The organism is Methylobacterium platani (assembly GCF_001653715.1).
Taxonomy (GTDB): Bacteria; Pseudomonadota; Alphaproteobacteria; order Rhizobiales; family Beijerinckiaceae; genus Methylobacterium; species Methylobacterium platani.
Genome location: NZ_LWHQ01000011.1, coordinates 39,194 through 63,525, shown reverse-complemented (window position 1 = coordinate 63,525; position 24,332 = coordinate 39,194). Strand labels below are relative to the sequence as shown.

At 68.3% G+C, this 24,332-nt stretch carries 38 protein-coding genes; 17 read left to right on the top strand and 21 right to left on the bottom strand.

Annotated features, from left to right (window positions below; all coding sequences use genetic code 11):
- The first annotated feature begins 648 nt into the window (after positions 1 to 648).
- Entirely contained in the window at positions 649 to 1,173 is a 525-nt protein-coding gene (locus A5481_RS06405) for a hypothetical protein (protein WP_053082231.1), read from the top strand.
- On the opposite strand, the gene A5481_RS06400 is transcribed toward A5481_RS06405, so the two are convergent.
- From A5481_RS06400 to A5481_RS32185, 21 genes are all read right to left on the bottom strand, one after another.
- Complete coding sequence (locus tag A5481_RS06400) at positions 1,170 to 1,364, bottom strand: hypothetical protein (RefSeq protein WP_048432255.1); 195 nt, start codon at positions 1,362 to 1,364, stop codon at positions 1,170 to 1,172. The two genes, A5481_RS06405 and A5481_RS06400, sit on opposite strands and share 4 nt — an antisense overlap.
- A gap of 189 nt (positions 1,365 to 1,553) precedes the next feature.
- Complete coding sequence (locus A5481_RS06395; protein ID WP_048432256.1) at positions 1,554 to 1,865, bottom strand: hypothetical protein; 312 nt, start codon at positions 1,863 to 1,865, stop codon at positions 1,554 to 1,556.
- A 55-nt stretch (positions 1,866 to 1,920) separates the two neighbouring features.
- A complete protein-coding gene (locus A5481_RS33315) occupies positions 1,921 to 2,706 on the bottom strand; it encodes a hypothetical protein (RefSeq protein WP_156311711.1) in 786 nt (261 codons plus the stop codon).
- A 35-nt stretch (positions 2,707 to 2,741) separates the two neighbouring features.
- A complete protein-coding gene (locus A5481_RS06385; protein WP_048432258.1) occupies positions 2,742 to 2,948 on the bottom strand; it encodes a hypothetical protein in 207 nt (68 codons plus the stop codon).
- Positions 2,945 to 5,176 carry a hypothetical protein gene (locus A5481_RS06380; RefSeq protein WP_156655611.1) on the bottom strand — a complete coding sequence of 744 codons (2,232 nt, stop codon included), beginning with the start codon at positions 5,174 to 5,176 and terminating at the stop codon, positions 2,945 to 2,947. The genes A5481_RS06385 and A5481_RS06380 overlap by 4 nt, the downstream gene beginning before the upstream one ends.
- Positions 5,177 to 5,220: 44 nt before the next feature.
- Positions 5,221 to 5,502 carry a hypothetical protein gene (locus tag A5481_RS06375; protein WP_048432259.1) on the bottom strand — a complete coding sequence of 94 codons (282 nt, stop codon included), beginning with the start codon at positions 5,500 to 5,502 and terminating at the stop codon, positions 5,221 to 5,223.
- A 2-nt stretch (positions 5,503 to 5,504) separates the two neighbouring features.
- Positions 5,505 to 5,693, bottom strand: coding sequence for a hypothetical protein (locus tag A5481_RS06370; RefSeq protein ID WP_048432260.1), 189 nt, complete (start codon positions 5,691 to 5,693; stop codon positions 5,505 to 5,507).
- Positions 5,690 to 6,388: a hypothetical protein gene (locus tag A5481_RS06365; RefSeq protein WP_053082233.1), complete on the bottom strand. Its 699-nt coding sequence runs from the start codon at positions 6,386 to 6,388 to the stop codon at positions 5,690 to 5,692. The genes A5481_RS06370 and A5481_RS06365 overlap by 4 nt, the downstream gene beginning before the upstream one ends.
- Positions 6,385 to 6,864 (bottom strand): hypothetical protein, encoded by a 480-nt coding sequence (locus tag A5481_RS06360; protein ID WP_053082234.1) that lies wholly within the window; start codon positions 6,862 to 6,864, stop codon positions 6,385 to 6,387. Before A5481_RS06360 ends, A5481_RS06365 begins: the two co-directional genes overlap by 4 nt.
- Positions 6,861 to 7,241, bottom strand: a complete 381-nt coding sequence (locus tag A5481_RS06355; protein ID WP_048432261.1) for a hypothetical protein — start codon at positions 7,239 to 7,241, stop codon at positions 6,861 to 6,863. The genes A5481_RS06360 and A5481_RS06355 overlap by 4 nt, the downstream gene beginning before the upstream one ends.
- A complete protein-coding gene (locus A5481_RS06350; protein ID WP_048432262.1) occupies positions 7,238 to 7,453 on the bottom strand; it encodes a hypothetical protein in 216 nt (71 codons plus the stop codon). Before A5481_RS06350 ends, A5481_RS06355 begins: the two co-directional genes overlap by 4 nt.
- Positions 7,453 to 7,719: a hypothetical protein gene (locus A5481_RS06345; protein WP_048432263.1), complete on the bottom strand. Its 267-nt coding sequence runs from the start codon at positions 7,717 to 7,719 to the stop codon at positions 7,453 to 7,455. The genes A5481_RS06350 and A5481_RS06345 overlap by 1 nt, the downstream gene beginning before the upstream one ends.
- Positions 7,716 to 8,141, bottom strand: coding sequence for a hypothetical protein (locus A5481_RS06340; protein WP_048432264.1), 426 nt, complete (start codon positions 8,139 to 8,141; stop codon positions 7,716 to 7,718). The genes A5481_RS06345 and A5481_RS06340 overlap by 4 nt, the downstream gene beginning before the upstream one ends.
- Before the next feature lie 4 nt (positions 8,142 to 8,145).
- Positions 8,146 to 8,544, bottom strand: coding sequence for a hypothetical protein (locus A5481_RS06335; protein ID WP_064503830.1), 399 nt, complete (start codon positions 8,542 to 8,544; stop codon positions 8,146 to 8,148).
- A gap of 55 nt (positions 8,545 to 8,599) precedes the next feature.
- Positions 8,600 to 8,956, bottom strand: coding sequence for a hypothetical protein (locus tag A5481_RS06330; RefSeq protein WP_048432266.1), 357 nt, complete (start codon positions 8,954 to 8,956; stop codon positions 8,600 to 8,602).
- Positions 8,956 to 9,363 carry a hypothetical protein gene (locus A5481_RS06325; RefSeq protein WP_048432267.1) on the bottom strand — a complete coding sequence of 136 codons (408 nt, stop codon included), beginning with the start codon at positions 9,361 to 9,363 and terminating at the stop codon, positions 8,956 to 8,958. Before A5481_RS06325 ends, A5481_RS06330 begins: the two co-directional genes overlap by 1 nt.
- A 2-nt stretch (positions 9,364 to 9,365) precedes the next feature.
- On the bottom strand, positions 9,366 to 10,994 hold the full coding sequence (locus A5481_RS06320; RefSeq protein ID WP_156311712.1) for a hypothetical protein: 1,629 nt from the start codon (positions 10,992 to 10,994) through the stop codon (positions 9,366 to 9,368).
- A 16-nt stretch (positions 10,995 to 11,010) separates the two neighbouring features.
- Positions 11,011 to 11,280 (bottom strand): hypothetical protein, encoded by a 270-nt coding sequence (locus A5481_RS06315; protein WP_156311713.1) that lies wholly within the window; start codon positions 11,278 to 11,280, stop codon positions 11,011 to 11,013.
- Positions 11,281 to 11,417: 137 nt separating this feature from the next.
- Positions 11,418 to 11,912 carry a hypothetical protein gene (locus tag A5481_RS06310; RefSeq protein WP_048432269.1) on the bottom strand — a complete coding sequence of 165 codons (495 nt, stop codon included), beginning with the start codon at positions 11,910 to 11,912 and terminating at the stop codon, positions 11,418 to 11,420.
- Entirely contained in the window at positions 11,912 to 12,211 is a 300-nt protein-coding gene (locus tag A5481_RS06305) for a hypothetical protein (RefSeq protein ID WP_048432270.1), read from the bottom strand. The genes A5481_RS06310 and A5481_RS06305 overlap by 1 nt, the downstream gene beginning before the upstream one ends.
- A gap of 536 nt (positions 12,212 to 12,747) precedes the next feature.
- Positions 12,748 to 13,521, bottom strand: coding sequence for an XRE family transcriptional regulator (locus A5481_RS32185; RefSeq protein ID WP_082172945.1), 774 nt, complete (start codon positions 13,519 to 13,521; stop codon positions 12,748 to 12,750).
- 77 nt (positions 13,522 to 13,598) lie between these two features.
- Here A5481_RS32185 and A5481_RS32180 point away from each other — a divergent pair, with 77 nt between their 5' ends.
- From A5481_RS32180 to A5481_RS06245, 16 genes are all read left to right on the top strand, one after another.
- Positions 13,599 to 13,847 carry a transcriptional regulator gene (locus A5481_RS32180; protein ID WP_082172946.1) on the top strand — a complete coding sequence of 83 codons (249 nt, stop codon included), beginning with the start codon at positions 13,599 to 13,601 and terminating at the stop codon, positions 13,845 to 13,847.
- 134 nt (positions 13,848 to 13,981) lie between these two features.
- Positions 13,982 to 14,344, top strand: coding sequence for a hypothetical protein (locus tag A5481_RS33310; protein WP_156311715.1), 363 nt, complete (start codon positions 13,982 to 13,984; stop codon positions 14,342 to 14,344).
- A gap of 26 nt (positions 14,345 to 14,370) precedes the next feature.
- Positions 14,371 to 14,517: a hypothetical protein gene (locus A5481_RS33305; protein ID WP_156311716.1), complete on the top strand. Its 147-nt coding sequence runs from the start codon at positions 14,371 to 14,373 to the stop codon at positions 14,515 to 14,517.
- A 40-nt stretch (positions 14,518 to 14,557) separates the two neighbouring features.
- The gene (locus A5481_RS06300) at positions 14,558 to 15,379 is read left to right on the top strand and encodes a hypothetical protein (protein ID WP_048432272.1); all 822 of its coding nucleotides are present in this window, start codon (positions 14,558 to 14,560) and stop codon (positions 15,377 to 15,379) included.
- Positions 15,380 to 15,387: 8 nt separating this feature from the next.
- Entirely contained in the window at positions 15,388 to 15,966 is a 579-nt protein-coding gene (locus A5481_RS06295; protein WP_053082236.1) for a RuvC family protein, read from the top strand.
- A gap of 38 nt (positions 15,967 to 16,004) precedes the next feature.
- On the top strand, positions 16,005 to 16,454 hold the full coding sequence (locus A5481_RS06290; protein ID WP_048432273.1) for a Ros/MucR family transcriptional regulator: 450 nt from the start codon (positions 16,005 to 16,007) through the stop codon (positions 16,452 to 16,454).
- Positions 16,454 to 16,729: a hypothetical protein gene (locus tag A5481_RS06285; protein WP_048432274.1), complete on the top strand. Its 276-nt coding sequence runs from the start codon at positions 16,454 to 16,456 to the stop codon at positions 16,727 to 16,729. The genes A5481_RS06290 and A5481_RS06285 overlap by 1 nt, the downstream gene beginning before the upstream one ends.
- A gap of 94 nt (positions 16,730 to 16,823) precedes the next feature.
- Positions 16,824 to 18,044: a hypothetical protein gene (locus A5481_RS06280; protein ID WP_048432275.1), complete on the top strand. Its 1,221-nt coding sequence runs from the start codon at positions 16,824 to 16,826 to the stop codon at positions 18,042 to 18,044.
- A complete protein-coding gene (locus tag A5481_RS06275) occupies positions 18,044 to 18,961 on the top strand; it encodes a myb/SANT-like DNA-binding domain-containing protein (RefSeq protein ID WP_048432276.1) in 918 nt (305 codons plus the stop codon). The genes A5481_RS06280 and A5481_RS06275 overlap by 1 nt, the downstream gene beginning before the upstream one ends.
- On the top strand, positions 18,958 to 19,734 hold the full coding sequence (locus A5481_RS06270; protein WP_053082237.1) for a deazapurine DNA modification protein DpdA family protein: 777 nt from the start codon (positions 18,958 to 18,960) through the stop codon (positions 19,732 to 19,734). Before A5481_RS06275 ends, A5481_RS06270 begins: the two co-directional genes overlap by 4 nt.
- Positions 19,731 to 19,934, top strand: a complete 204-nt coding sequence (locus tag A5481_RS06265; RefSeq protein ID WP_048432277.1) for a hypothetical protein — start codon at positions 19,731 to 19,733, stop codon at positions 19,932 to 19,934. Before A5481_RS06270 ends, A5481_RS06265 begins: the two co-directional genes overlap by 4 nt.
- On the top strand, positions 19,931 to 20,308 hold the full coding sequence (locus tag A5481_RS06260) for a DUF2493 domain-containing protein (protein ID WP_048432278.1): 378 nt from the start codon (positions 19,931 to 19,933) through the stop codon (positions 20,306 to 20,308). Before A5481_RS06265 ends, A5481_RS06260 begins: the two co-directional genes overlap by 4 nt.
- The gene (locus tag A5481_RS06255) at positions 20,308 to 20,532 is read left to right on the top strand and encodes a hypothetical protein (protein WP_048432279.1); all 225 of its coding nucleotides are present in this window, start codon (positions 20,308 to 20,310) and stop codon (positions 20,530 to 20,532) included. The genes A5481_RS06260 and A5481_RS06255 overlap by 1 nt, the downstream gene beginning before the upstream one ends.
- On the top strand, positions 20,529 to 21,701 hold the full coding sequence (locus tag A5481_RS32175; protein WP_245298628.1) for a DNA cytosine methyltransferase: 1,173 nt from the start codon (positions 20,529 to 20,531) through the stop codon (positions 21,699 to 21,701). The genes A5481_RS06255 and A5481_RS32175 overlap by 4 nt, the downstream gene beginning before the upstream one ends.
- Before the next feature lie 5 nt (positions 21,702 to 21,706).
- Complete coding sequence (locus A5481_RS06250; RefSeq protein WP_064503829.1) at positions 21,707 to 23,458, top strand: replicative DNA helicase; 1,752 nt, start codon at positions 21,707 to 21,709, stop codon at positions 23,456 to 23,458.
- A gap of 8 nt (positions 23,459 to 23,466) precedes the next feature.
- Entirely contained in the window at positions 23,467 to 24,306 is an 840-nt protein-coding gene (locus A5481_RS06245) for a hypothetical protein (protein ID WP_156311717.1), read from the top strand.
- The last annotated feature ends 26 nt before the right edge of the window (positions 24,307 to 24,332 follow it).

The window sequence follows — 24,332 nt, the reverse complement described above, 5'->3', positions numbered from 1 at the left end:
GGCCGGCGGCGGAGGCGAGTGGAGGGCCCGGCGTCCTGATCCGGAACGAGAGCCGCCCCGCCAGGATGACCTGACGGGGCGGCGGATCTCACCAGCGTTGCGGGGTTCTCGCCCGGTGCAGCCCCTCGCCGGGGCCTCTTGCCAGATCCTCCGCCGGCTTGGAGCGGTCGCCCCGACGGGTCCTGGCCTCGATCAAGGGTCCCCTGCGCGTTACCGCTCCGGACGAGGGGACACCGTCTGCAGGCGGGAAGATACCGCGGACGCCCCTGCACTCAAGGGGGAGGGGCCGGGTTTTGTCCCCGGATTGTCCCAGGCCCATGCCGGGATCGACAGCCGCCCGCGAGATCAATCGTAAGCCGTTGACGACCTCGGCCGTAGTTTGACGGCACATGGCAGTTAATGCTCTGCTGTCACGTCCGGGAATCTCGCCCGGGAAAGGAGACCACCGCCGCCGCAGTAGCCCAAATGCAGAAAGGCCCCCCCGGCGCCAACCGGGAAGGCCTTTGAGCCCGTAAGGGCAAACTCATGGGGTCTCGAACGCCCCTGAGAATGCCCACCGACCCCTTGGGTGTCAAGCCGGAACGCCAATTCCGGCAACGGGCGCCCCTGTGCGTAAGCCCCTGCAGCGGTCCCACCAGGGACCGACCGATGACCTGTGCCTACATCCTGCCCCGGAGGGTGCTCGACCTGCTCGAGCCGCTCCTGACGGGCCTGCGCAACGCCGGGGCCTGCATGGTCCTGGCGCGCTTCCTCGCGCGTGTCCAAGCCGCCCCCTCGACCCTCGGCCGGGCCTTCCCGGTCGACCGGCGCGCGCTCGCTGCCCATCCCGATCTCGACCTCACCGAGGAGCAGGTCCGCTCCGCCACCGCGGCCCTCGAGCGCGTGGGATTCCTCGCTCGCGTGGAGACCGTCGGCTCGCCATACCGCGCCACCGCCGCCGGGGTTCGCCGCAAGCCGGTGCTCCGGAAGATCGGCGCCGCGTTCCAGGCTCTGTTCCGGCTGATCCACATCACCGCGCAGAAGCGCCGGCCCCGTGAGAATCCAGTCCCCCCAAAGACACCCCAGGCGATAGCCGTCCCTATGGGGGGTGAGGTGTCAGGCCTCGAGGCGGCGCTGGCGCGTCTCGCAGGTGCCGTCTTGGCCAGAGGCCCTCGTGTCCCAGGAGAAGCCTAGCGGAGACCTGCGCTCATCACTCTGGCTCGTGCCGCGATCAGACGCTCCGCCATCGGGACGTCGCGGTCCTCGGTCGCTGCCGCCTCGTCCACCTCCGTCAGGATCTGGATCAGCTCGTCGTGGGTGAGCCCCATGTTGCGAGCGAGGGCTGAAAGCTGCGCCAGGGCCGATGCGGTGGCTGGATCCGTCACGGTTTCCTCCTAGCGAAAGTCAAGCCAGGGCTGAGACGCATAAGTTAAATTATGGAACCACCGCCCGTGGTGCGGCAACGACTGCATTCGGCTTGAGAGGCAAGCTGTTGCCGGAGCGCGCAGCTGGATTCTCGACTGCGACTGCCATCTGAGGCCCGTAAATTTCCGGTAGAACGAACGGTAGAGGCCTCATTCTGCAGGCTCGTCCGGCTCGTCGCGGACCATGCCGGCATACCAGGGCCAGCGGTCGCGCTGCCCGGTCTTCCGCAGGTAGCGGACCCAGCCGGCGCCGTCGGGGATGACGTCGATCCCGCCGCGGCGGCCGCAACTGGTGCAGCGCATCCGGTGCCCGACTTGGTCCATGTCGAGGTCGTGCGGGAGCGGCATCTCCATGGCCGGGATCTCGACCCTGTGCTTGCAGATCGGGCAGCAGATCAGCAGGCTGATCCGGGCGCGTCGAGCCTCGCCGAGCAGGATGGGTGGAAGCGGGGGGCGGGCCATCCCTTGGCATAGCCGGCCGAACGGAGGGAGAACAAGCGCCTCCCTCCGGCGGAGGTCAGGTCGAGATCGAGGTGGGCGCCTCCTCGGCGGGCGGCTCCGGCAGCTGCCAGAGCACGCGCAGCCGCCGCAGGAACCACTCGCGCATCACGCTTTTGCCGGAGTTGTAGAGCTTCGGCGAACCGATCACCTCCATGATCGCGTCGAGGCTGTCGTCGTCGAGATTCGCGTAGGCGTCCGCCTTCTCGGTCTTGCTGTCCGTGATGGCCTGCTCGGCGATCCGGAGCGACGGCGCCGTCAGCCACGGGGTCAGCGCGTAGAGGCCGCAGCCGAGGGTCTCGGCCACCTGCCCCAGGTTCATGCCCTCGCCGTAGAAGAGGCGATAGGCGCGGTTGGTCTGGTCCTCGGTGAGGGCGGTAGCATCGGGCGTGCGCGGCTTCTCGTCGACCACAGCTGACGCACGCTCGACCACTCCCTTGATCGTTTCCGCGAGCGCGCGGAGCCCCTCCGGCGTGTCGACGTGGTAGGAGCTGATCGCGAAGCCTTTCCCCCACTCTCGCGGTGATGGGCAGCCGCAATGGCCCTCGACGCGGACGGCCCGCCCGTGACGTGCGTGGAGCGCCTCAGCAACGGCCATCTCGATCCCGGGCCCTTCGGCGACCCAGTAGCGCCATGCCCTCTTGAAGCTCCATCCGTGCAGCGACCCCACAACGGCTGTGCTCACTTCGCCCTTGCCGCGCAGGAATTCGTACCGCTCGACGTTGATGCCCGCGGCTTCGAGTTCAGCGGCGCACGCATCGTCGATGTCAGAGGCACCTGCAAAATTTGAGAACGATTTGGTCATGTTGATGTCCGTCGTGAATGGGGGGGGCTGATCGTTCAGGGCTCGAGCCCGGCTCGCCGCAGGACGGCGTCGCGAGCCGGGCATGGTGGGCGGGGGATCGTCCGGCCCTCCTGGCGGGCCTGCGCCTGGGCGCGGATGCCCTCGAGGAGGTCGTCCCGGGCGCCGGTGGTGGCGACCACGCCGGAGCGCAGCCGCCAGAGACGCCAAGCCTTGCGGAAATCTGCCTCGGTGAAGTCGGTCACTTGGCCGCCAGCGTGAGGGCCCAAGACCCGTCCGGCACTTGGGTCGCGTGCTCGTTGGCGTCAGCTCGGCTCTCGGAGTGCACGGTCACCTGCTGCGCCAGCACTGTCAGATCCGCTTTCGCCCGCTCGAGGATCCGATCGAGGATCTCTGGGCCGCCGCTGATGACCTCCTGCCGGCTGACACACACCCGCACCCCCAGCATGTCTGGTGAAGCCAAGTCGAGGCCGCGGCGGGTCACCTCGATCTCCCCGCATGCCTTCGCGTCGCGCTCGGCGGCGAGATCTTGGCGGACGTACTGGAAGCTGCGGTCGAGGCTTTCCGCCCGGTCGATGGCGGCCTGCCCCCAGGCGATGATGCCGGAGAGGGCGAAATCGCGGACCTTCTTGGTCTCGGGCTCGACCACGCGGAGGAAGTGCCGCTCGCCCGGGTGCCACTCGCTCTCGCCCTCCCAGAACCGGATCGGGACGATGTGCCGGACCGCTAGGTCCCCCCTGTAGTTCAGGTAGAGCGCTGGGACGGTCGCGGCGGCCGGCGGCGTATCACCCGGGGCGGACAGCGCCATCAGGGTCGGGTCGTCGACCGCCTCGAACCCGAGGGCGCAGCCGGCCGCCGCGTAGACCTCGAGCGCATCCATCGCCGGCGCCTTGCCGTCTGGGCCGAAGACGATCCCCTCACCCACGGCCCGGTCGACGAACGGGAACAGGTGGCGCAGCGCGGCGCGGAGCTTCGCGCTCGAGGCCTCTGCGGCGCGGGCGCGGTCGAGGAGCTTGTTGTTCTCCTGCAGGAGCTCGCGCTGCCGGCCGACGCGGACCTCGTTGCGGCGGAGCAGGAGCCGCAGGGCCTCGACCTCACCCTCGAGCCCCACCTTCTCGTTGAAGGCAGCCAAGGCCGATTTCCGGATCTGCTCCTCGAGTGAGCCGATGTGGACGGCCAGCTCCCTGATCCGCGCCGCCAGGGTGTTGCCCTGCTCGGTCCACCGCTCCTGCCACTCGGCCGCCGTCAGCCCATCCATGCGCTGGCTCGCCTCGAGGGCGCGGATCTGGGCGGTGAGCCCCTCCTCCACCTGGGTCCGCCCCTGGTCGTTCACGCTGGTGAGCGTGGCGAGACGGCCGGTGTCCGGGTCGTAGAGCCCCGCGTGCTTCAGCACGTCGATGAGCGAGGCGCGGGTAACGCTCTCGAAGTCGCCGTGCCCATGCTGCAGCCACCAGCCAGTCGAGTTCGTCAGCATGCCCAGGTCTCGGATCGCGTAGATGGCTCCGGCTGAGAACACGGCGTAGAGCGGGCTGCCCTTGTCTGGTGGTCCGCCCAGGCCGAAGTGCCAGGGTTCGCAGGCAGCCTTGAGGCTCCGGGCCTCGACCGGCACAGCGTCCGAGGGCGGGTTATCGCGCAGCCACGCGGTCAGCTTGGCGTCGGCCGCGTCCACTTGCGCCTCGGTCGGGCATTCCTCGCAGCCGCCGTGCACGAGGCATTCCGCCACCTCGCACCGCTCGCGGGTGTGGAGCAGCTTCGGGAAGACCCGGTCGAGCGCGACCGAGACCAGATCGATGCCGGCCAGCGTGATCTGGCCTTCCTCCATGTGCGCTGCGAGGACGTGGGCGAGGTCGTGGAGCGCGACCGTGTCCGTCGTAACCACCAACGGCCGGGCCGCCTCGATGGTCTTGGCCACCCCGAGGGCCTCCTTCGCGACCGCCTCATCCACGAGGATGGCGTCGCCGCCCACCTCCGCGGTCGCCCGCTTCATGTCCTCGAGCGCCTTCTCGACCTGGTCGAGCGCACCGCGCATCGTCTCCCCGGCGACCAGCAGGCCGGCCGGCGCCGGCGAGGTCACGTACCAGAGCCCCTCCACGCCCTGGTCGACCTGCAGCATGATCCGGCCGGGCGTCGCCGGCGGCCACGGAGCGTTCCGCGCCGCGAGGGCGACCCGCCGCCATACCTGCTTCCCTTCTTCGGGGAGGTTCGCCCAGGCCGGAACGACGGTGAACCCCTCCCACCGCTCCTCATAGGCGACCTGCCCGAGGTCCACGGGCGCCGCCGCCTCCGGAAGCGGCTGGAACGAGGCTTCCGGCGTCTCGCCGGTGCGCGCGGGGATCTTGCCCTCGCCGCCGCACTTCCGGCAGCGGTCCATGTTCGTGCCGGTGTGACGGTCCTCGTGCGTGGCATCGCCGGTTCCGGCGCACCCGTCGCAGGTGACAGTGATCGAGGTCATGGTTTGCTCCTGGGAAAGCAATGGGATTGGCCTGGGATAGTCGGGGGTATCGGAGCCGACTGGGATCAGCTCTTGGGGGTCGAGGGCGTGACGTCCTCGGCCGTGTCGCGCGCACGCTCTCGGTCGACCCACGCGCCGACGACGGCGAGGAGATCGGGCCGCGGGGTGTTGCCGACGTAGCGCATCAGGGTCGGCTTCTTGCCGATCTCGAAGATGAAGAGGCCGAACCCGGTCTCCGGGTTGACGGTGTCGACGTTCAGCGTGTTGTCGAGCATGCGAGCCAGGGCTTGCAGGCCTTCGGAGACCTTGCCGCGGTCCTGGGAGAACAGCTTCTCTTTGGCGGACATACTCAACGCTCCCGCACGGGTTGCGGCTTGCCGTCTTTGAACAGCTGGCCGCCTTGGAAGGCGTAGGTCACGCCGCCGACCGCCGGCAGCGTGATGGTGACGTCGGAGGCTCGGATGGTGTCGCCTGCCTTGTGGCAGCCGAGGAGCCTCTTCTCCTCGGCCTTCGCGGCCCATTCGGAGACCTGGGTCATCGCGCGCCCGTGAGGCCCTGCAGGCGCTTCGCCGTCCCGGTGATCCGCGCGATGTCAGCGGCGAGGGCGGTCTCGAGGCGCTGCAGCTCGCTGAGGCGGCTTTTCACGCCCTCGTGCTGGCGGGTCAGCTCGCCGACCTCGCCCAGGATCTTCGTCAGCTCCTCGTTGACGCCGGGCCCGAAGTTCTCGTCGCGGATGGTAGCCACCCAGGCGCGCGGCACGCCGAGGTCGGTCGCCACCTTGTCGTCGGTCCAGCCTGCCGAGTATCCGGTCTTCTCGTCCACATAGACATCGTCGAGCTTCGCGAAGATCACCCGGCGGTCGTCCCGGCTCATCTCCCGCAGCGGCTCGGCGGACGGCTTCGTGATGCCGGCGACCGCGGCGATGGGATCGGCCGGCTTGGTGTGCTTCATGATGGGTTCCTCCGTGGTAGGTGAGACAAGCTTGAGGTGCGGCCGCTCGCGGTGCCGGCCGCTGCAGGCCGGGCACAGATCCGCGGACCCGTCGTTGGCGCCGCCGACCGTCCAGCCTTTGGCGCTGAACTTCTTGGGCACCTGCTTGACCGCTTCGCCGGGGCCGTAGTTCTGGCGGCCCAGGGTCTCCTCCGCGGGGCATTCGGAGCACCGCATGACGAAGCGATCGATCATCCGGCCGTGCTCGGGCCGGGAGACCTTGGCGAATACGCGCCGGCTCATGGTGACCTCCTGAAGGGTCGGGACGGCCACTTGCTGCGCTTCTCGCGCTCGGGCCGGGGTTCGGGGCGGAGGAGCTCGGAGCGGCGGCGCTCGAACTCGTCGATGGGAGGGAGGCGGCGCTCCTCCTCGACGGGCGCCGCGGGCTGGTGGCGCTCGACTAGGCGCTTCACTTTCGCGATGCGGGTCTGGTCGCCATCGCGGGCGGAGAGCTTGCTCTCGCCGCGCCGGCCGGTGGTGCGCTCGTCGTGGCAGGGCTCGTGCAGCGCCTCGATGTGCGCCGGATCCAGCTGCGGCGGGTCGTAGTCGTCACCGGCCTCGTTCACGCGCCGGAGCGCGATTGGTGGCCGGTGGTCGAACCTGACGCCGGGCAGCTTGCCCAGCGCCTTGCCGCAGTGGGTGCAGAGCCCGTCCTGGGCGAGCACCACCTCGAGCTTCAAGCCGACGGAGATGCCCTTGCGCTTGGGGCGGTCGGTCATGATGCGCCCCCCCTCGGCTTCGTGCGGCTGATCCTCGTCATGTGCCCGCAGCGCTCGCACTTGGTGCGGCTGCGCTCGCCGAGCCTTTTCATCTCCTCCACGTATCGCTGCTGCGCCCGGAAGTGCTGGCTCTCTGTGTTGGCGAGTTGGCGTAGAACCCACATAGGCTCAAGCCGTGTGCGGCAGTTGCTGCATTCGACTTCGGTTTCGCCGGGGCGGATGAGGAAGGTCACATTGACCATCTTTCCGTCGCGCCAGAAATACGAGTGATTGCACTCCTCGCCGAAATGCGCATCTACGCACTGGATAGACCGCCCTTCCTCGGCGATCGGTGCCTTGAACCGGACAGGCAGACGGGTGACGTTTTCGTCAGTCATGGCCCGCCCCGGCTGAAGAGATCCTCGTCGCCCGCCAGCGCCAGCTTCTGCAGGTCGGCCTCGATCGCCCGCATGCAGGCGATCTCCCGGTCAGCCTTCTCCTGGGTGAGCCGGCGGTTCTCCACGAGGCGCGGGTAGACGCGCATACGCTGGCCGATCTCGCGCTGGACGCACGCGAGCTTCTCGGCTGAGGTGAAGGTGCGCTCGGTCATCACGAGACCCTCCGCACGCCTTCACGGGCAGAGACCGTGATCGTCGTGAAGGCCACCACCCACGACACCGCCACAAGGAACGGGTTCTGGTCGCCGTAGGTGACGGTCGCATAGAAGGCGATCACGAACCGCGGTGCGATCAGCCAGCCGATCCAGCCGAGGATGCCGAAGAGCGGCGTCAGGGCCGTGCCGAACAGGATGGTCAGGCGCGGGAAGCAGGCCGCGCAGATCAGGAACAAGGCTCCGTGGTGATCCCAGAAGTTCATACCGCTCCCCTCAACTTGCGGTGATTGCGGATCAGCTCGTCGGGATCGCCGCGGATCTCGTCGGCCAGGAGGAGCTTCGCGGCCTCGGTCAGGCGGCGGAGCTGGGTCTCGTCGAAGTCGCGAAGCGACATCGGGTCGTCGGAGTAGCCCCCGATCCGGACGTGTCTCTCGACCATGCCCATCTCGAGGAGCATGCGGTTCGAGAGGGCCCGGGGCGGCAGCTCAAGCGCCTTGCCCACGATGTTCATCAGCTCCCACCACCCGATCAGGGCCGGGCTGCGGGGCTTGGTGAGCTTGGTGACCTCGAGCTGGGTACCGAAGGGCAGCTGGGCGAGCGCCTCAAGGTCGATCGGGTGGGCCGGCACCAGCCCCCTCCGGGTGACGGTGAGGACGATCGCAGGATCGTCCTTCCGCCGGACCATGAGGTCAGCTGTGGCCGACCGTCGGCTCGTCGATCCTCGTCATGATCGACGTACCGGGCACCCCAGCCTGGGCCAGCGAGAGCGCGTGCTTGCTCTTCTGGGTGATCATCATCATGAAGCCGCCCCAGACCGCGATCCGGTCTTCTGGGGTCTCGGCGCCGCTCATCACGACCGTGCCGATCGCGTTGGCCATGGCGTTCTCGAGGATGGTGAAGCACTCCCGCGCGTCCACATCCTGGTCGCGGCAGTCGGCGAAGTGCAGGCCGATCAGGTCGTTGAAGCCGAGGGTCAGCTCCGCGTGCATCGCACGGGAGCCGCCGGCGGCGATCTCCTCGACGAGGGCTTCCCGCATCTTCTCTCGGTGAGCCAGGACGGCGTCGCGGGTGGGGGTCAGGGACGTCATGGGCGGTGCCTTTCGCTGGGACGAAGGGGCCGCGCGGCGCGGGGTGCGCCGCGGGTTAGATGGTCTCGGGATCAGCCTCGAGCGCCTGCTGGGACGGGCGCTGGATGCCTTCGGATGTCATGATCGGACGTTGCTGGCCGACGTCCTGGGGGAGCGCCTTGATCAGCTGGAACGAGCCGTCGGGGCGGGCGAGGATCCGGAGGTATCCCCAGCCGTAGAGCCAGAGGACGAGCTCGTAGCGCTCCTGCAGGGTCACCTCCGACGGGAGGATCTCGGCGAACTCGCGCATGGTCAGGAGCAGGATGCCAAGCGCATGGTCTGAGATGTCCTCAAAGATCGGGGCGAGGCCCCCGGCTCGGACGAGGGCGACCTGTGCCCGCATCCACTGTGCCTTGAGGGAGGCCTCGCCCATCAGGCTCTCCCCGTGGGTGTGATGTCGGGGACCACGATCGCGGCGAACGGCTTTCCCTCCGGACCTTCGGACAGCCGGGTGAAAGCGGCGTCAGCGACCTGATCAAGCAGCGTGAGCAGCAAGTCCGCCGCCGGCTCGCGATCGCCCCTGGTGACCGTCATCATCACGCTGGTGAGGGCGTTGGAGATGCCGACGGCCAGCAGGCGGCTCACCTCCTCGGACTTGAGGCCGAGATCCTGGCAGTCCGCGATGAAACGCATGGAGCCGAACAGGAAGGCCTTGTTCAGATCCATCTGCAGGCCAGCCGTCTGCAGGTCGGTGTTGGCGGCGAGCTCCTGATCGAAGCGCGCCATCATGGCGGTGATGGCCTTCTCGACGGCCTCCCGGGTGGGGGTGAGAGTGGTCAAGATCAGTCCTCCTCGGACGGCAACCGCTTGCGGATCTCGCGGTATTCCTTTGCCCAGGCGTCGAGCACGGCCTGACTAGCGCCGCACTTCATGCGGTCGTCGGAGCTGCGCGCCCAGACGAGGTAGGCCTGCTCGCTGAACTTCACCTTCGAGAGCGCCTCGAAGATCTTGGCGCCAGTCGAGCGGACCGCCTCCGGCTCCCCGGCGACGCCCGGTGCCTCGACCGGCGCGGTCGCGGGCTCCTCCGGCTTGGGGTCGGCCGGCTTGGCGGGCGCCTGGGCCGGCCCCTTGGCGATCTCCTCGCCGCCGGCGACGTCCTCACCGCGGTGGATAGCCGCTTCGACGTACTTGCCGAGGGCGAGGCGCGCCTCCCGGGTGACCTTCTCCTGCTGGAACATCAGGGTCCGGTACTTCTTGCCGGCGTTCCACACCTTCCGCAGACCCTCGGCCTGGGCGGGGGATGTGGTGCCGTCGGCGAGGCGGCGCAGACGGCTCTCGTAGGCCGGCCACTCCTCGTCCGCGCCACCGGCAGAAGCCTCCTCCGCCTTCACGGGCTCGGCCTTCGGCTCGGCGGGGGTGAGGCGCTCCCGGGCCTGCTCGAACAGGTAGGAGGCCTTCTCCCGGTCGCTCCGGGTCATCTCCTCGAGGGCGTCGGCATACCCCTGCTCGACCTCGTCGACCTCCGCGAGAGCGCGGACGCTGGCCAGTTGATTGCCGATCTCGGCCAGCTGCCGCTCGCCGTCGTAGACCTCAGCGTCGACCGGTTCGTTGCCCGCCGGCGCGCCGGGGGCGGTGTTGTCGGACGCTGAGGCTGGGACCTCAGCGTCCACGGCCTGCGCACGCGAGACAGGAGACGCAGGCTGTTCGGGAGCCGGGGACGCGGCGGGCGTCTTGGCCGGCTTGTGCTCGAGCGCCGGCGCAGCGGCGCGGCGCATATCGGGGGGCTGGACATCCGGCGGGAGCGCCGGCGCCGGATCCATCGGCGTGTCGACCTCGGTGCCGACCAGCTCCTCGGCGATGTAGAGGCCCTTCAGCACGTCGGCGAAGCCGTCGCGCAGGCCGAACCCGCGGGCGCGCATCTTGAGCATGCGCTTCGGGTTCGTGATCCAGGGGGTGTCCTTGCCGTTGTAGCCGCGCTTCCCCCAGAGCTTCGCCACCACGGCGTCGCCCACCGAGAACTCGGTCACGATCTCCGGCTGGCCGACCCGCTTCACGCGGCAGACTGCCTTGAAGGCGAGCATCGCGCCGTCGGGCTTGGCGGAGGTCCAGTCGCAGGCGCCCTCGTCGCCCTCGAAGCTCTCGCGGATGTACTCGAGGGCGCCGGAGCCGCGGACGATGCCGAGCGCCAGATCGCCCCAGATGCAGGGGCGGCCGCCGATGACGGCGATGCCCTGGACGGCCTGCATCGGCTTCACGCCGATCTCGAGCCCGGTCAGGATCGCGACCGTGACCTTGTCGGCGGTGTCCATCCCGTGGGGGCAGAGCCCGGACCGGGACAGCACCTGGGAGAACCGGAAGACCTCGTCGAAGGTCTGCGGGACGATGGCCATCACCGCGCCGGTGCCGAGAGCTGCGACCGCGGGGTGCGCGCCGCTCGTCGTCGCCACCGCGGTGGACATGGAAGCTGTCATGGGGGCCTCTACGCTACTACTTGCGGGGTCGGCGCTGGGCCGCGATGCGCTCGCGCTTGCGGCGGTTCTTGTCCGCCTCACGCTCTGACACCTCAGGGGGCCACGTCCCCGTTCTCCACCAAGCGAGGTATTCCTCCTGAGAGACGGGGTTCTCGCAGGCCCAGGCGAACGTCTTCTCGCACCAGTCCTCGACCTGCTCTTGCGTGGTGAGATCGAACCGGATCCCCTTGTTGATCAGGATCCGGAAGCCCGGCCGGTCCGGGACAGGATCGACCGCGAGGCCCACGACCTCGCCGGTCTTCTTCCACCGGATCCAGTATCGTCCCGGGAAAATCACGTCACGTTCCGGGCATGTTGGGGGGGCGCCCCCGTCGGCGAGTGCCTCAAGGCACTCGACCCACCAATCGTATCCGGGGACCTTCATCACAGCGGCCCCGCAGCGCCGCAGTAGCCGTAGCCGGCCCGGGACCGCTGGCGCCACGCCATGCACCGGGAGCCGATGCAGCGGGCCATGTCCGGGACGTGGGAGGCTGGAACCTCGCACCCCTGCGAGATCCCGACGCCAAGCCGGTTGAACGCGGGCTCGTCAGCCGGGGACGACACGCGGGCCCAAGGGCACCACTTCTGCCTCGCCACGGCCTCGGAGATGACGTTCGGGACGACAACGGACGAGCCGCCGGTGGGCGGGGTCGGCCGGTTCACGGGTTCCCCCCCCGGCCGGGCCGCGATCTGCCAGCTGGCGCGGCGCGCCTCGACGTTGGCGATGTACCGCTCGCAGGCCCAGCGCTCCGCCCACAAGGCGTAGGCCAGGGATGCCCCGGCGGCGCCCCAGACGAGGAGCAGGAGGCCGACGACCATCAGGACGTCGCGCAGATCCTGGGTGAGGCTAGCGGCCTCGAGGAGATCGCGGGCTCGCATCAGTGCCGAGCTCCGACGTCCATACCGTCGGCGCGGTCGAGCAGGTACTCGGCCACGGCGAGCAGATCCTCCGGGATCAGCCCGCGGTCGGCGAGGAAGTCGAGGGCGTCGGCGTCGGCCGAGACCGCGGCCTCGTACTGGTGGATCAGGGAGAGGGCGGCCTCACGGTGGAGGCGCGCAACCTGCTGCGACCCATAGGTCTGCGGCAGCAGGCTGAGGAGCTCGATGACCCCTCTGAAGGCGAGCAAAGAGGGGGTGAACGGCGGCGCGCAGCCAGCCGTCGAGAACTGCATGTGCATGGTGGACCGTGCCCTGGGAAAGCGTCGGTCCAATCATCAAAGCATGGTCTCAAAGCGACGTCAAGCGGTTCAAAGTGAGATCGCGAAGCCGAGCAAAGCGGCGCCTTGTTGGGCGCGGGTGGCAGCCTGGTCACGCACAGGTTTCTCGTCGCCCAACGCAACGCGAAAGCCCCCAGACCGGGGATCCCGAGCTGGGGGCCTCAACCGCATGGGCGCAACACGGCGTTACTCTTCGGTTGGTAAGCTGATAATGCGACCGAATGCGAAAGGTTTCAGGGCCTTAGCGGCTTCGACTGCCGTTCGCGCGCCTTGCGCCGGGTCGTCCCCTGTGCGCGCGGTGTATAACTACGCGCGCTCGCGGGGATTAGAACCTAACTTATAACTACAGGGCCGACAGGCGGCGGGATCCGGAGGGTTCACCATGAACCGTTCTGACATGCTCGTCGCTTGTCGGTTCTGGGTCCGAACCAAGAAGAAAATACCTATGGGAGATGCAGCATTCCGAGGGATGGTCTCTATACTCGTATGGCGCGACCCTAGATGCTCAACAGCTCGTCCCAGGGTACAACTCGATGCAAAGACTTGACCCGTTCGCGCTCAAACTCGATCTCAGCGGGCGGGTTGAACTGCTCGACGACGATTTTGGTTGGCGTGCGCCTCACGAGGCGCTTGATGTAGCCCTTGCCTGACTTGTGCTGAAGATCGTCGCTCTCACTGTCGGAATATAGCTCGATAACTACATCGTCTCCGATGGATGCCGGCCGGTCCGGATTAACATAGAGAACAGAGCCCTCCCTATGCGCCGGGTACATGGACTGACCAACGACATAAGCTGCGTAGGCACGTCTGGCATTTGCTAGGCCCGGAGGCCTTCTGACGTGATCCACTGTTGCCCCGTTGAACTCGAAATCTGCATCCTCACCTCCGACTGTAACCCCCATCACGGGGACGTCCAGAGGTAGCAACGCAACACGACTGGCGAGATCAACAGGATCAGGGCCAGCTATGCGCGCATTGGGAGGGGCTGCTGCAATCGTTGCAGGGGCCGGCGGCGCTGAGGCATCCGGCTGCTCGTGCGCCAATACCTCTTCGACTGCACGGCGGTAATCATCTTCGCTAATCCCGTACAACTCACATATCTGACGCTTACGGGTAGGTGATGGGATAGTTCTTCCCCGCTCCCATTGGTTTATCGCCTGGTTCGTAACGCGCAATTTGTCCGCGGCCTGCTGAAGCGTCAGGCCGGCGTCTGTCCGAGCCTTGGCGAGGAGGCGAGCCAGTGCGTTTGCCATGGAGGCACTGAACGCCATGTGCTCGAGTTGTCCACCAAGCTTGATCAAGTTGGAAACCCCTTGCAAAGGCTTTGAAGCCGTGCTTTGAATGAGGGATGACCCCTGACGAAGCTCTCAACCTCGCCATCAGGTGTGCCGGCAGCCGAGTTGCGCTCGCCAAGCGCCTCGGCATCAGCTCGCCGGCTGTTGACCAGTGGGTCAAGGTAGGGAGGTGCCCGAAGTCTCGGGCGCTCGAGGTGGAGCAAGTGACTGGGGTTCCCCGTTACTTGCTCCGCCCGGATCTCGATCAGGAGCCATCGCGACCTGTCGTTCCGCAGTACGACATGGTCATTTTGGGTAGCTGATCTTTGTATTCCTTGCCTGTTTTGCCTTCCTCCTCGGGTCGCTCGACGTTCCCAGCGACTTACGACCCGAGGATTTCAGACTTTGGTGTTCCCAGCACCTCGTCGCGTTGGCCTAGCTATAAAAGGACTTTGTGATGCTCATGTCCAGCGCGATCGGGGGACAGATGTCCCAGGCCTCAACTGCACAGTCTGCGGTTGCAGGTCGCGTCGGGGATTACCTCCGTAGTAAATACCCGAACAAGACTGCAGATAACGTGGCTGCCGATACCGGCTTGAAGGCAGATGCCGTCAAGAAGGCGCTGGCTCGCGGTAGCCTGCTCAACGGTGAGGGCATGCTTGCGCTGATCAGGGCCTATGGCCTCGACTTCCTCGCCTACGTCATGGCGGGTGGCGAAACGCCGGCATGGCTCACGTCATCTGGACAGGAGGAAGCAATTTCGTCTCGTGATCAGAAGCTCGCTCAGATCAAGGCGCGTCGTACCGCCACGAGCTGCTGATCTAACTACGAAGAGGGGTAATCCCCATGATGCACAACTGCCTCAGCTTCAAACCCTACATCGTCGCGCTTCCGCTATTGATCCTCGGATCGGTCGCGGATGCGGCGATCAACTGCGCCGAAGCCGCCCAGGGCGCGGCCCGGCGCATCAAAGCGTGGAGCGCCCGGCAGTAGGCCGGACCCACGTCACCACCATCAAACCCAGGAGTTGCGTATGGGCGCGGACACGAACCCCACGGCAGCCGAGGAGATCCGGCTCGGCGTGGCGAACAGCTGCCTGAAGCTGCCCAAGGACGCCACCGAGCGCCGGGAGCTCGTACAGGCTCTTTTCGACAAGGCGGACCGGCAGAAGAACGACATCGCCAACGCGAAGTCGGAGGCCGGGCTGCAGAGCCACGAGAACCGGCTGCAGAACGTCTTCGGCGTCGCCAGGGCGACCCAGCGGATCCTCAAGGTGCTGGGCCCGCTCAAGCCCGGCGACCGGGCCGCGGTCCTGACCCAGACCGGGCTCCTGTCGCAGGACATGGGCTGGTGCGACAAGGACCTGGTCATGATGGCCGAGGAGGCCGAGGCGGTCGCCGGCCAGGGTCAGGACGATCAGGGCAGCATGTTCGACAAGACCACCGCCGGCGCGCGGATGGGCGGCGAGCCCACCCCTGTCGAGCCCGGGTCGACCCCCCCCGAACCCGGCCCGACGCCGGGCCTCTCGGTCGAGGAGTACACCCGGCGGTTCCAAGAGGCGCACGACGCCTGGAAGGCGAAGGGTGGGCGCGGCCGCCGGCCGAAGGCGTTGGTCGACGCCGAGAAGGATCTCGAGGAGGCGAAGCGGGCTGCCGAAAAGCCGACCCACGAGCAGATGCGGGAAGCCAACGCCGAAGGCGACGCTCACATCCGCAAGCAGGTCGCGGAGAGCGGCGGCTCCCCGGTCCCGGACACCGCCCACCGCGGTGACGAAGACGAGGACATCGACGACGAGATCCCGGGGCGGGGCCCGCTGGCCGGCGCCACCGGCCAGGGCACCTACACCATCAACTGATCCGCGCGATGCGGATCCTCGCCCTGGACGTCGCGACCCGGACCGGCTTTGCCATAGGCCGGCCCGGGAAGATCGAGAGGTCCGCCTCTGTCCGGCTCAAGCGCCCCGATGAACCGCTCTACGTGGCGGGTCGCAACATCGGGTTCTTCCTGCGGGACATCTTCACCATCCGGAGCGAGCGGCCCGACGTGATCGTGGTCGAGGCTCCGCTCCCCCCGGGCGCCGAGCGCGGCGCGATGTCGGCGATCCTCGCGTGGGGATGCCTGTTCGTCATCGAGTTCATGGGCGCCCTGTTCGAGATCCCTGTCCGGCATGTCGACGCCGGGCAGGTCCGCAAGTTTTACACGGGCCGCGCGCGTTGGGTGGCACCCCCAGGCTTCTCAACCGCCAAGGATTCGAACCGTAAATACGGCAAGCTGAAAGTCATCGAGCGGGCGAAACAGCTCGGTCACATTCCGTCCGACTGCAACGACGACAACCGGGCCGACGCCTGTGCAGTCCACTACTACGCATCGGTCAAGTGGTACGGCCACCGCGAAACCGAGCTGACCCTCTTCGGGGCTCCCACCCCGAACCGCGCGGCCTGATCGCCGCATCCTCCCCCGCTCTATCCCAGGAGAGCACCATGTCCGATACCGCCCTCAACGACATCGAGAAGCAGACCGCCGTCGCCGCCATGGTGGCCGCGCTCGTCACCGAGTACGTCAAGAACCAGCCGCTGACCGTCGAGCAGATCCCGACCGTCTTCGCTACCTTCAAGACCGAGATCGAGGCGCTCTGGGGGTTCACCCCGACTGCCGCTGCGTCTGCGGCGGAGCCGGCGGAGGAGGCGGTCGAGAAGCAGACGCCGGCGGCGATCCGCAAGTCAATCAAGCCGGAGGCGCTCACCAGCTTCGTGGACGGCAAGCCCTACAAGACCTTGACCCGGCACCTCACGAAGCACGGTCTGACCCCCGACACCTACCGGCAGAAGTTCGGCCTCCCCGCCGACTATCCGATGACGTGCTCCGCCTACAGCGAGCAGCGGTCGCAGCTCGCCAAGAGCAGCGGTCTCGGGCAGAAGCGGGTCGCGTGATGGCAAGGTTCCGCAAGAAGCCCGTCGAGATCGATGCCGTCCGGTGGACAGGTCGCGAGATCGAAGGCGGGGCGCCTGACTGGATCAAGGCAGCGAACGAGTTGGACCCGCTGGTCCCCGGCGGCATCATCCGGATTGATGACACGGTCCACGTCTTCACACTCGAAGGCAGGATGATCGCCCAGCCCGGGGATTGGATCATCCGCGGCGTGAAGGGCGAGCTTTACCCCTGCAAGCCGGACATCTTCGCTGCGACCTACGATCCGGTCGCCTGACATTCGACCCGCCTGTCCCAGCAGGCGGCACTACCCGAGCCCGGCCGGGATCGCCGGGCAACCTCCCCTTCCCCCTGAACCATATGAGGCCGCGGTGTCCCAGCACCCGAACGCTTCCCCGTCCGCGCTCGCCAGCGCGCTCCTCGCCACCGTAGGCGAGCTGCTCCACGTCACCACCCGGCTAACCCAGATCTCCCGCGACCTGGTCGAGAGTACCGCCCTGCAGACCGGCGACGTGCAGCTGCGCCAGCGGATCGCGGATCTGGCCGACAGCATCGCCACGGCCGGTGCGGAGATCGTCCCCGCCGCCGCGGCGCCCGGCTCCCGCGAGGAGCGCCGCGGCATGGTGCTTGACCTCTACGCGACGACGGACCTGCCGCTCGTTGCTATCGCCCGGCGGGCCGGCGTCGACATCGGCACCCCGAAGAAGATCCTGCGCAAGGCGCGCGCCGAGGGCGACCGCCGAGCCGCTCAAGGAGATCTCTGCCGCCAGCCCGCGGCGGACCAAGCTGCCCCCCTCCGCTACTCAGCCAGCGCCCCACACGACGGGCTGCCCGAGAGTGCCGGGAAAGCCTCACCTGATCAGCCGGTGGAGGATGGGGCGACGCAAGAACCGGCTCAAGGTGAGGAAGTCGTGCCGACGTCGAGGGCGGGGGAGGAGTTAACGACTTCCGATGATCCCGCCCCGGCGCCGGAGTTGATCGTTGGGGTGGACCTCGGGTCGACCCCGGACCGGACGGGCGTGTTCGTCCACACCCCCGCCGGTGACGTCCTCGAGGTCCAGGCCCCGACCCAGATGGAGCTGGCCGACGAGCTGACGGACGAGCCGGCCCCCGTCTCCACCCGCAGCAGCGAGAGGCAGATCGAGCGTATCGCTGAGGCCGCGAAGCGCGTCGCCGCCAAGGCGCAGCCGAAGCCCAAGACCACGCCGGCGGGGCTCGCCCGGCGCGTCGCCCCGAAGCTCGAGAAGACCCCGGAGCCGGCCGCGCCGCCGGCGCCGGTCACCCGGGCGGTCGTGCCGACCGAGAGCGAGGTCGGCCTGCCGATCCTCCTTGTCGACCGGAAGGCCAAGACCGTTACCGGCCCTACCGGGGTCTGGGGCGGCTGCTCGTCCATCGTCCTCGACGTGTGCGAGCGGCTTGCCGATGGCCGGCTCTACGGCCACCCCCTGATCCAGGGGATCGCCAAGGTCGCGCGCGAGGAGACCTTCGGCCTGATGCTCGCCCGCTGGAAGAGCGAGCTGAAAGCCATCGGCGTCGAGGTCTACGACGGCAAGGGCTACGGTATCCGCCTGCAGCGGCAGGAGCCGGCGTGATGGGTACGCCGCGCCGGATCTGGACCGATCCGGAGGTCGCGTTCCTCCGGAAGAACTACCCGCAGAAGGGCGGGCCCTGGTGCGCCGAGCGATTGGCGCGCCCCCTCGTTGCGATCCAAGACAAGGCGCAGCTGCTCGGTCTCCGCTCGGCTATCCCGCGTGGCGGCAAGACCCTCCGGGTATCCTCGGGGCTGATCGACGACGCGATCCGCGCCGCCTACCAGCAGCCGAAGGGCAGCGGCGCCATCGACAAGCTCGTCCGGCAGTACGGCGTCTCGCGCACCTACGTGAGCCGCCGCGCGCTCAAGATCGGCGCCCGGACCCTGCTCAACATCACCCCCTGGTCGGAGGAGGAGATCGAGATCCTGCGCCAGAACGCGCAGGCCTCGAACAAGCACATCTCCCGGCTCATGGCAGAGCGCGGCTACCGGCGCACACCGTCGGCGGTCAAGACGGCCCGGTCCTCGGGCGAGATCGACCGAACCGAGAGCGAGCTCCACACCACGGGCGACGTGGCGCGCCTGCTCGGCGTCTGCCCGGCGACACCGTGCGGCTGGGTCAAGCGCGGCCTCCTGATCCCGGAGCCCGGCACCGGCGCCGGCGAGGCCCGGGTCCTGATCTCCGACCTCGAGCTGGCGCGGTTCATCGTCACCAACCCGGCGGCGATCAACCTCCCGAAGCTCGAGCCCTCGAAGGAGTGGTTCATCGACCTGCTGGTCCGGAAGGGCGCTCTGGCGCTGCTGTCCAGGCCCCGGTCGAAGCGCGACGCGATCCTGCAGGCGGCCCTCGCCAACCCGGAGATGTCGCGCCGCCAGATCGCCGAGCTCCTCGAGATGGAGCCGAAGATCGTCACGGTGGTGATGTCGAAGCTCCGGTCCGAGGGCCTCCTCCCCGACGCCAAGAGGGAGGCCGCATGAGCGCCGACCTCGCCTTCTACCCGGGGATCCACCAGCCTGGGAACGCCTGCACCTTCCAGCGGGCGTTCATCAGCATCAACCGGCTGCGCGGCCGGCTGAAGCCCATTACCTGCCCGGACGTCGTCATCGACAGCGGCGCTTTCACCGAGCTGGAACGGTTCGGCCGCTATAGGCACGGGGTCGAGGAATACGCTCGCGAGCTGCGGCGCCTCCACGCCGCCGGCGTCGTCAGGATCACGGCTGCTGTCGCCCAGGACTTCATGTGCGAGAGCTTCATGCTCGCGCGCACGGGCCTGACGGTCGCCGAGCATCAGAGCCTCACCATCGAGCGGTACGATGCCCTGATGGTGGAGCGGCTGCCGTTCCCGATCCTGCCCGTGCTGCAGGGGTTCGCCCCCCAGGACTACGTCGCCCACCTCGAGGCCTACGGCGACCGGCTCGAGCCCGGCCACTGGGTCGGCGTCGGCTCGGTCTGCAAGCGCAACGGGCGACCCGAGCAGGTGGTCGCGGTCCTCTCGGCCATCAAGCGCCGGCGGCCCGACCTCCGGCTCCATGGCTTCGGCGTGAAGCTCACCTCCCTGATGCACCCGGGCGTCCGGGAGATGCTCCACAGCGCCGACAGCATGGCGTGGAGCTACTCCGCCCGGAAGCAGGGTCGGAACGGCAACGACCCGCTCGAGGCCAAGCGGTTCGTCGAGCGCGTCATGGCCGCCGCCGGCCGCGCCTTCGAGCCCTGGCAGATCCCCCTCCTCAGCATCGGAGCCGCCGCATGATCCCGCGCAGCGAGAAGGACGCGACCGACGTCCTGCGGGCCCTCGAGGCCCAGATCCGGCAGGCACGCCAGCAGATCGAAAACCACATCGTCCAGCGCACCAACTGGGAGGAGCGTCTCGCCTACCTGCAGGACCAGGTCTGGGCGGTGAAGACGCTGTGGCCCGGCGCCGGCGGCGAGAAGCCGGAGGCGCGGTCATGACCCGCGTTCTCATCTGCGGTGGCCGCGACTTCGTGCTTTACGCCCGCGGCCGGGCATTCCTCGACGCGCACCACCAGCGCACGCCCTTCAGCCTCGTGCTGATCGGCCTCGACCCGCGCCGGCAGTTCGGCGCCGACGACATGGCCGACCGCTGGGCGGAGGAGCGCGGGATTGATCGTATCCTGTTCCCGCCGAACTGGGTCCTCCGCGGCAAGGGTGGCGGCCCGCACCGCAACGGGCTGATGATCTCGGCGCTGAACGTCGACTTCCAGCCGGAGAAGGTGATCGGCTTCCAGACCGGCGGGCCGGGCACGACCGACATGCTGAAGCGCGCCCGCGCCGCAGGCCTCGAGGTCGTGGAGGCTCGAGCCTGATGGCGGGCATTGAATTCGAGGCATTGGGCGACTGGGCTCGCAAGCAGGAGGAGGCGGAGGCTGAGAAGGCCGCCGCCGTCCGCGTCCACGAGGATCACCCCTGCGAGGTCTGCGACCGCCCTGCCAGCTTCGGCTTCGGCCCCGGCGGCTGGCACGGCCTGCGTAAGCCGCGCGCCTGGTTCTGCGGGAAGCACAAGCGGTTCGGCGAGGAGCTGCTCAAATGATGGCGCTCCCCTCCTCCACCAAGATCAGGGCCTATTACAACGAGATCGATCCCTATGCCGCGCAGTGGCTACGCAACCTCATCTCGGCGCGGCTCATCACGGACGGTGAAGTCGACACCCGATCAATTGTCGATGTTCGACCTGCTGATCTCAGAGGCTTCCACCGCTGCCACTTCTTCGCTGGCATCGGCGCCTGGGACTACGCCCTCGACCTCGCCGGCTGGTCCCACCGGCAGGTCTGGACCGGCAGCTGCCCCTGCCAGCCCTTCAGCCTCGCCGGCAAACGAGGGGGGTTCGCCGACGAGCGCCACCTCTGGCCTGTGTGGTTCGACCTCATCCGCCAGTGCCGTCCTGAAGTCGTCTTTGGAGAGCAGGTTGCGAGCAAGGACGGCCTCGCGTGGCTCGACGCTGTTCACTCTGACTTGGAAGGTCAGGCTTACGCCGTCGGGGCTGCCGATCTGTGCGTTGCGGGCGTCGGCGCCCCGCACATCCGGCAGAGGCTGTGGTTCGTGGCCGACGCCCGTGGCCACCGACGCGGCCAAGCGGGGGGAGGTCTCTCCGCGGCCGGGCGCGATGGGTCTGTGCGAGACGGTGGTGCTGGCGCACTGGCCGACCACCCAGGCGAACGATGGGACGGGTGCCAACTCGCCGGAGCGGCAGGAGCGCCGGCGGCTCGAGGCCCCGAAGCGGGAGGGCGGCGGGCCGCCGGGGTTCGCGAACCTGCGGGATGCGGCGCAACTGGCGGCGTGGGCGACGCCGGCTGCCAGTCCGACCAACTCGTCGCCAGAGGCATTTCTGGCGCGCAAAGGGAGGGGGAGCGACGGAGCAATCACGGATCTGGGAGCGCAGGCGCAACTCGCCTCCTGGGCCACGCCGCAGAGCCGGGACTGCAAGGGCTCGAGGACTGGGGACGCGCTCTACAAGCACAACGCTCGGCCGCTGAACGAGCAGGTGGCGATGCTGGTCCCGGAGATCCCGTCTCCGGCTTCTGGGCCGACGCCGACTGGATCCTCTGCCGGGACGGCAAAGCCCGGCCAGTTGAACCCGGCACATTCCCGCTGGCTCATGGGCTTGCCGGCCGCGTGGGACGCCTGCGCGCCTACGGGAACGCGATCAATCCGGAAGTCGCGGCCCTCTTCATTGAAGCGTTCCTCGACGTGAGGCCCTGAGGACCATGACCGAACACGTCCGCGCCCTCCCGATCAACCTCGAGAGCGAGCAGGCCCTCCTCGGGGCCGTCCTGCTGCACAACAACATCTATCCGAAGGTCGCCAACATCGTGTCGGCCGACCACTTCGCCGAGGAGATCCACCGCCAGATCTGGACAGTGATGTCGGCGATCATCGAGAAAGGGGAGGCCGCCACCCCGATCACGCTCAAGACCTACCTGGGCGACGCCGATCTCGGCGGGCTCACCGTCAGCCAGTACCTCGCCCGGCTCGTGGCGGAGGCAACCACCATCGTGAACGCACCGAGCTACGCTCGCACGGTGCGGGCGCTCGCGGCCCGGCGGATGATCATCAGCCTCACCGGCGACATCTCGGGCCTCGCCTACGACATGCCGGTGGAGGAGACCGTCGAGGCGCTGTTCGCGAAGCTCGAGAAGCGGATCGAGCAGGTCCGCCCGACGATCTCGCCGGACGACGAGGGCTTCGTCGACTTCGGCTCCATCGACAGCCGGGACGTCTACGAGGCCTACCAGAACGGCGGCGCCATGACCGGGGTGTCGACGGCGCTCGAGGGCCTGGACGACAAGCTCGGAGGCCTGCAGTCGTCCGACCTGATCATCCTGGCGGGCCGGCCGGGGAGCGGCAAGACCGCCCTCGCAACCCACATCGCCTACCACGCCGCGGTCGACGCGAAGCTGCGGATGGATCGCGGCGAGGACCCGGGGGTGGTCGGGTTCTTCTCCCTCGAGATGGGCAAGCGGCAGCTCAAGAACCGCATTATCTCGAGCCTCGCCGACATCGAGTATTGGAAGCTCCGGCAGGGCAAGGCCAGCCGCGACGAGATGGAGCGGTACTTCGAGGCGGAGCGCGCGCTGCGGAAGCTCCCCCTGGACATCGACGAGACCGGCGCGCTGTCGATCGCCCAGGTCGCCATGCGGGCTCGGCACCTCAAGCGCCGCAAGGGCCTGCGCCTCCTCGTGGTCGATTACCTGCAGCTGATGCAGGGCACCAAGAGCCGCGGCGACAACCGCGTGCAGGAGGTGACCGAGATCACGACCGGGCTCAAGGCGCTGGCGAAGGAGCTGGGGGTCCCGATCATTGCGCTGTCCCAGCTCTCGCGCAAAGTCGAGGAGCGCGACGACAAGCGCCCGATGCTGTCCGATCTGCGCGAGAGCGGCAGCATCGAGCAGGACGCCGACAGCGTGATCTTTGTGTACCGGGAGGAGTATTACCTCAAGGACCGGGCACCGAAGAACAACCCGGAGGCCTATGCGAAGTGGGAACGCGCCATGGCGCTGGCCGCCGGCGTCGCCGAGCTGATCATCGGGAAGAACCGGCACGGCGGCTCGGGCTGGGTCGAGGTCGGGTTCATCGCCGATTACACCCGCTTCACGAACACCCCGCCGCCCAAGCCGATCATGCCGGAGGAGGCCCAGGAGCGCGTCCGCAACTTCAAGCCGTCCAAGCTCGGACAGCAGGTGCTCGACGTGCTGCAGGCCCTGCTGATCAGCAAGGGCCAGGACCCCAGCGAGGAGGTCCGGAAGGCGAACCCGCGGCTCTCCGCTGGCGCCAAGGTGATCCCCCTCGAGGTCTGCGTCGAGGCTTTCAAAGACAATTGCTACCCGATGCTCTCGGATAACGCCCTCAAGACCAAGTTCTCGGAGGGCATGAACAATCTGAGGGACGGAGGGTGGGCGGCCTACGCCAAGACGGGCGACCAATATTATTGCTGGTTGCCCGCCCGTTCTGCCGAGTGATCCACAGCGTGAGTGCGTATCCCATGCCGTTCGACGACAAGGTCTTCGAGACCTACCGCGCGACCATTGACCGTCGCGACCTGCTGCGCAAGGAAGCCGGCAACCTGCGGGAAAGCGCCCAGCGCCTCGAGGAGGCGGGCGCCGTCGCCCAGGCGGATCTCGTGCGTGGCCGCATCGGCCCGCTCGAGGAGGAGGCGGACAAGGCGGACGAGCACGCCGAGCACCTGTCGGCCAGCTCCGGCCAGAACCTCGCCCGGCGCCTGCGCTCCGCCCTCAAGCGGGAGCTCGCCCTCGCCCAGGCCGATGCCGCCCAGGCGCGCAGCTTCAAGGAGCTGGACGCCGGCCTCGAGTTCGATCGCCGCACCGCCGGCGGCAGCCGCGAGATCCGGATCGGCAACGCCCGTGGCCGGGCCGACCAGCGCGTGACCCTCGCCAGCTATTCCGCCCTCATCAAGGACCAGGCGGAGCGCACCGAGGCCCGGCTCCGCGCCATGGCGGCGTTCGACGACCTGTGGCACAGGGCCGAGAAGGGCCTCTATCCGGAGCCGCGGTTCGAGCCGCCGGTCGACACTACCGCCGGGCCGTCGGGCGTCACCGCGGACCGCGTGGATGGGCTGGCGGAGATGCAGCGCCTCGTCGCCTACGTCGGCCGGCAGGCCCAGGCCATGCTCTACCTCCGGATCGTCGAGCGGATGGAGTTCACCGCCATCGCCCGGCTCATCGGCCGCGACAAGCGGGACGTCTCCGCCCTGGTCCTGTCCGCGGTCGACAGCGCGGCAGCGTTCTTCGGCTACGCCCGGCCGGCGCCGGAGATCGAGCGCCTCAACGAGGTGCTGGCGTTGCCCTGACCCATTCGCCCCAGAGGGGGCGTTTC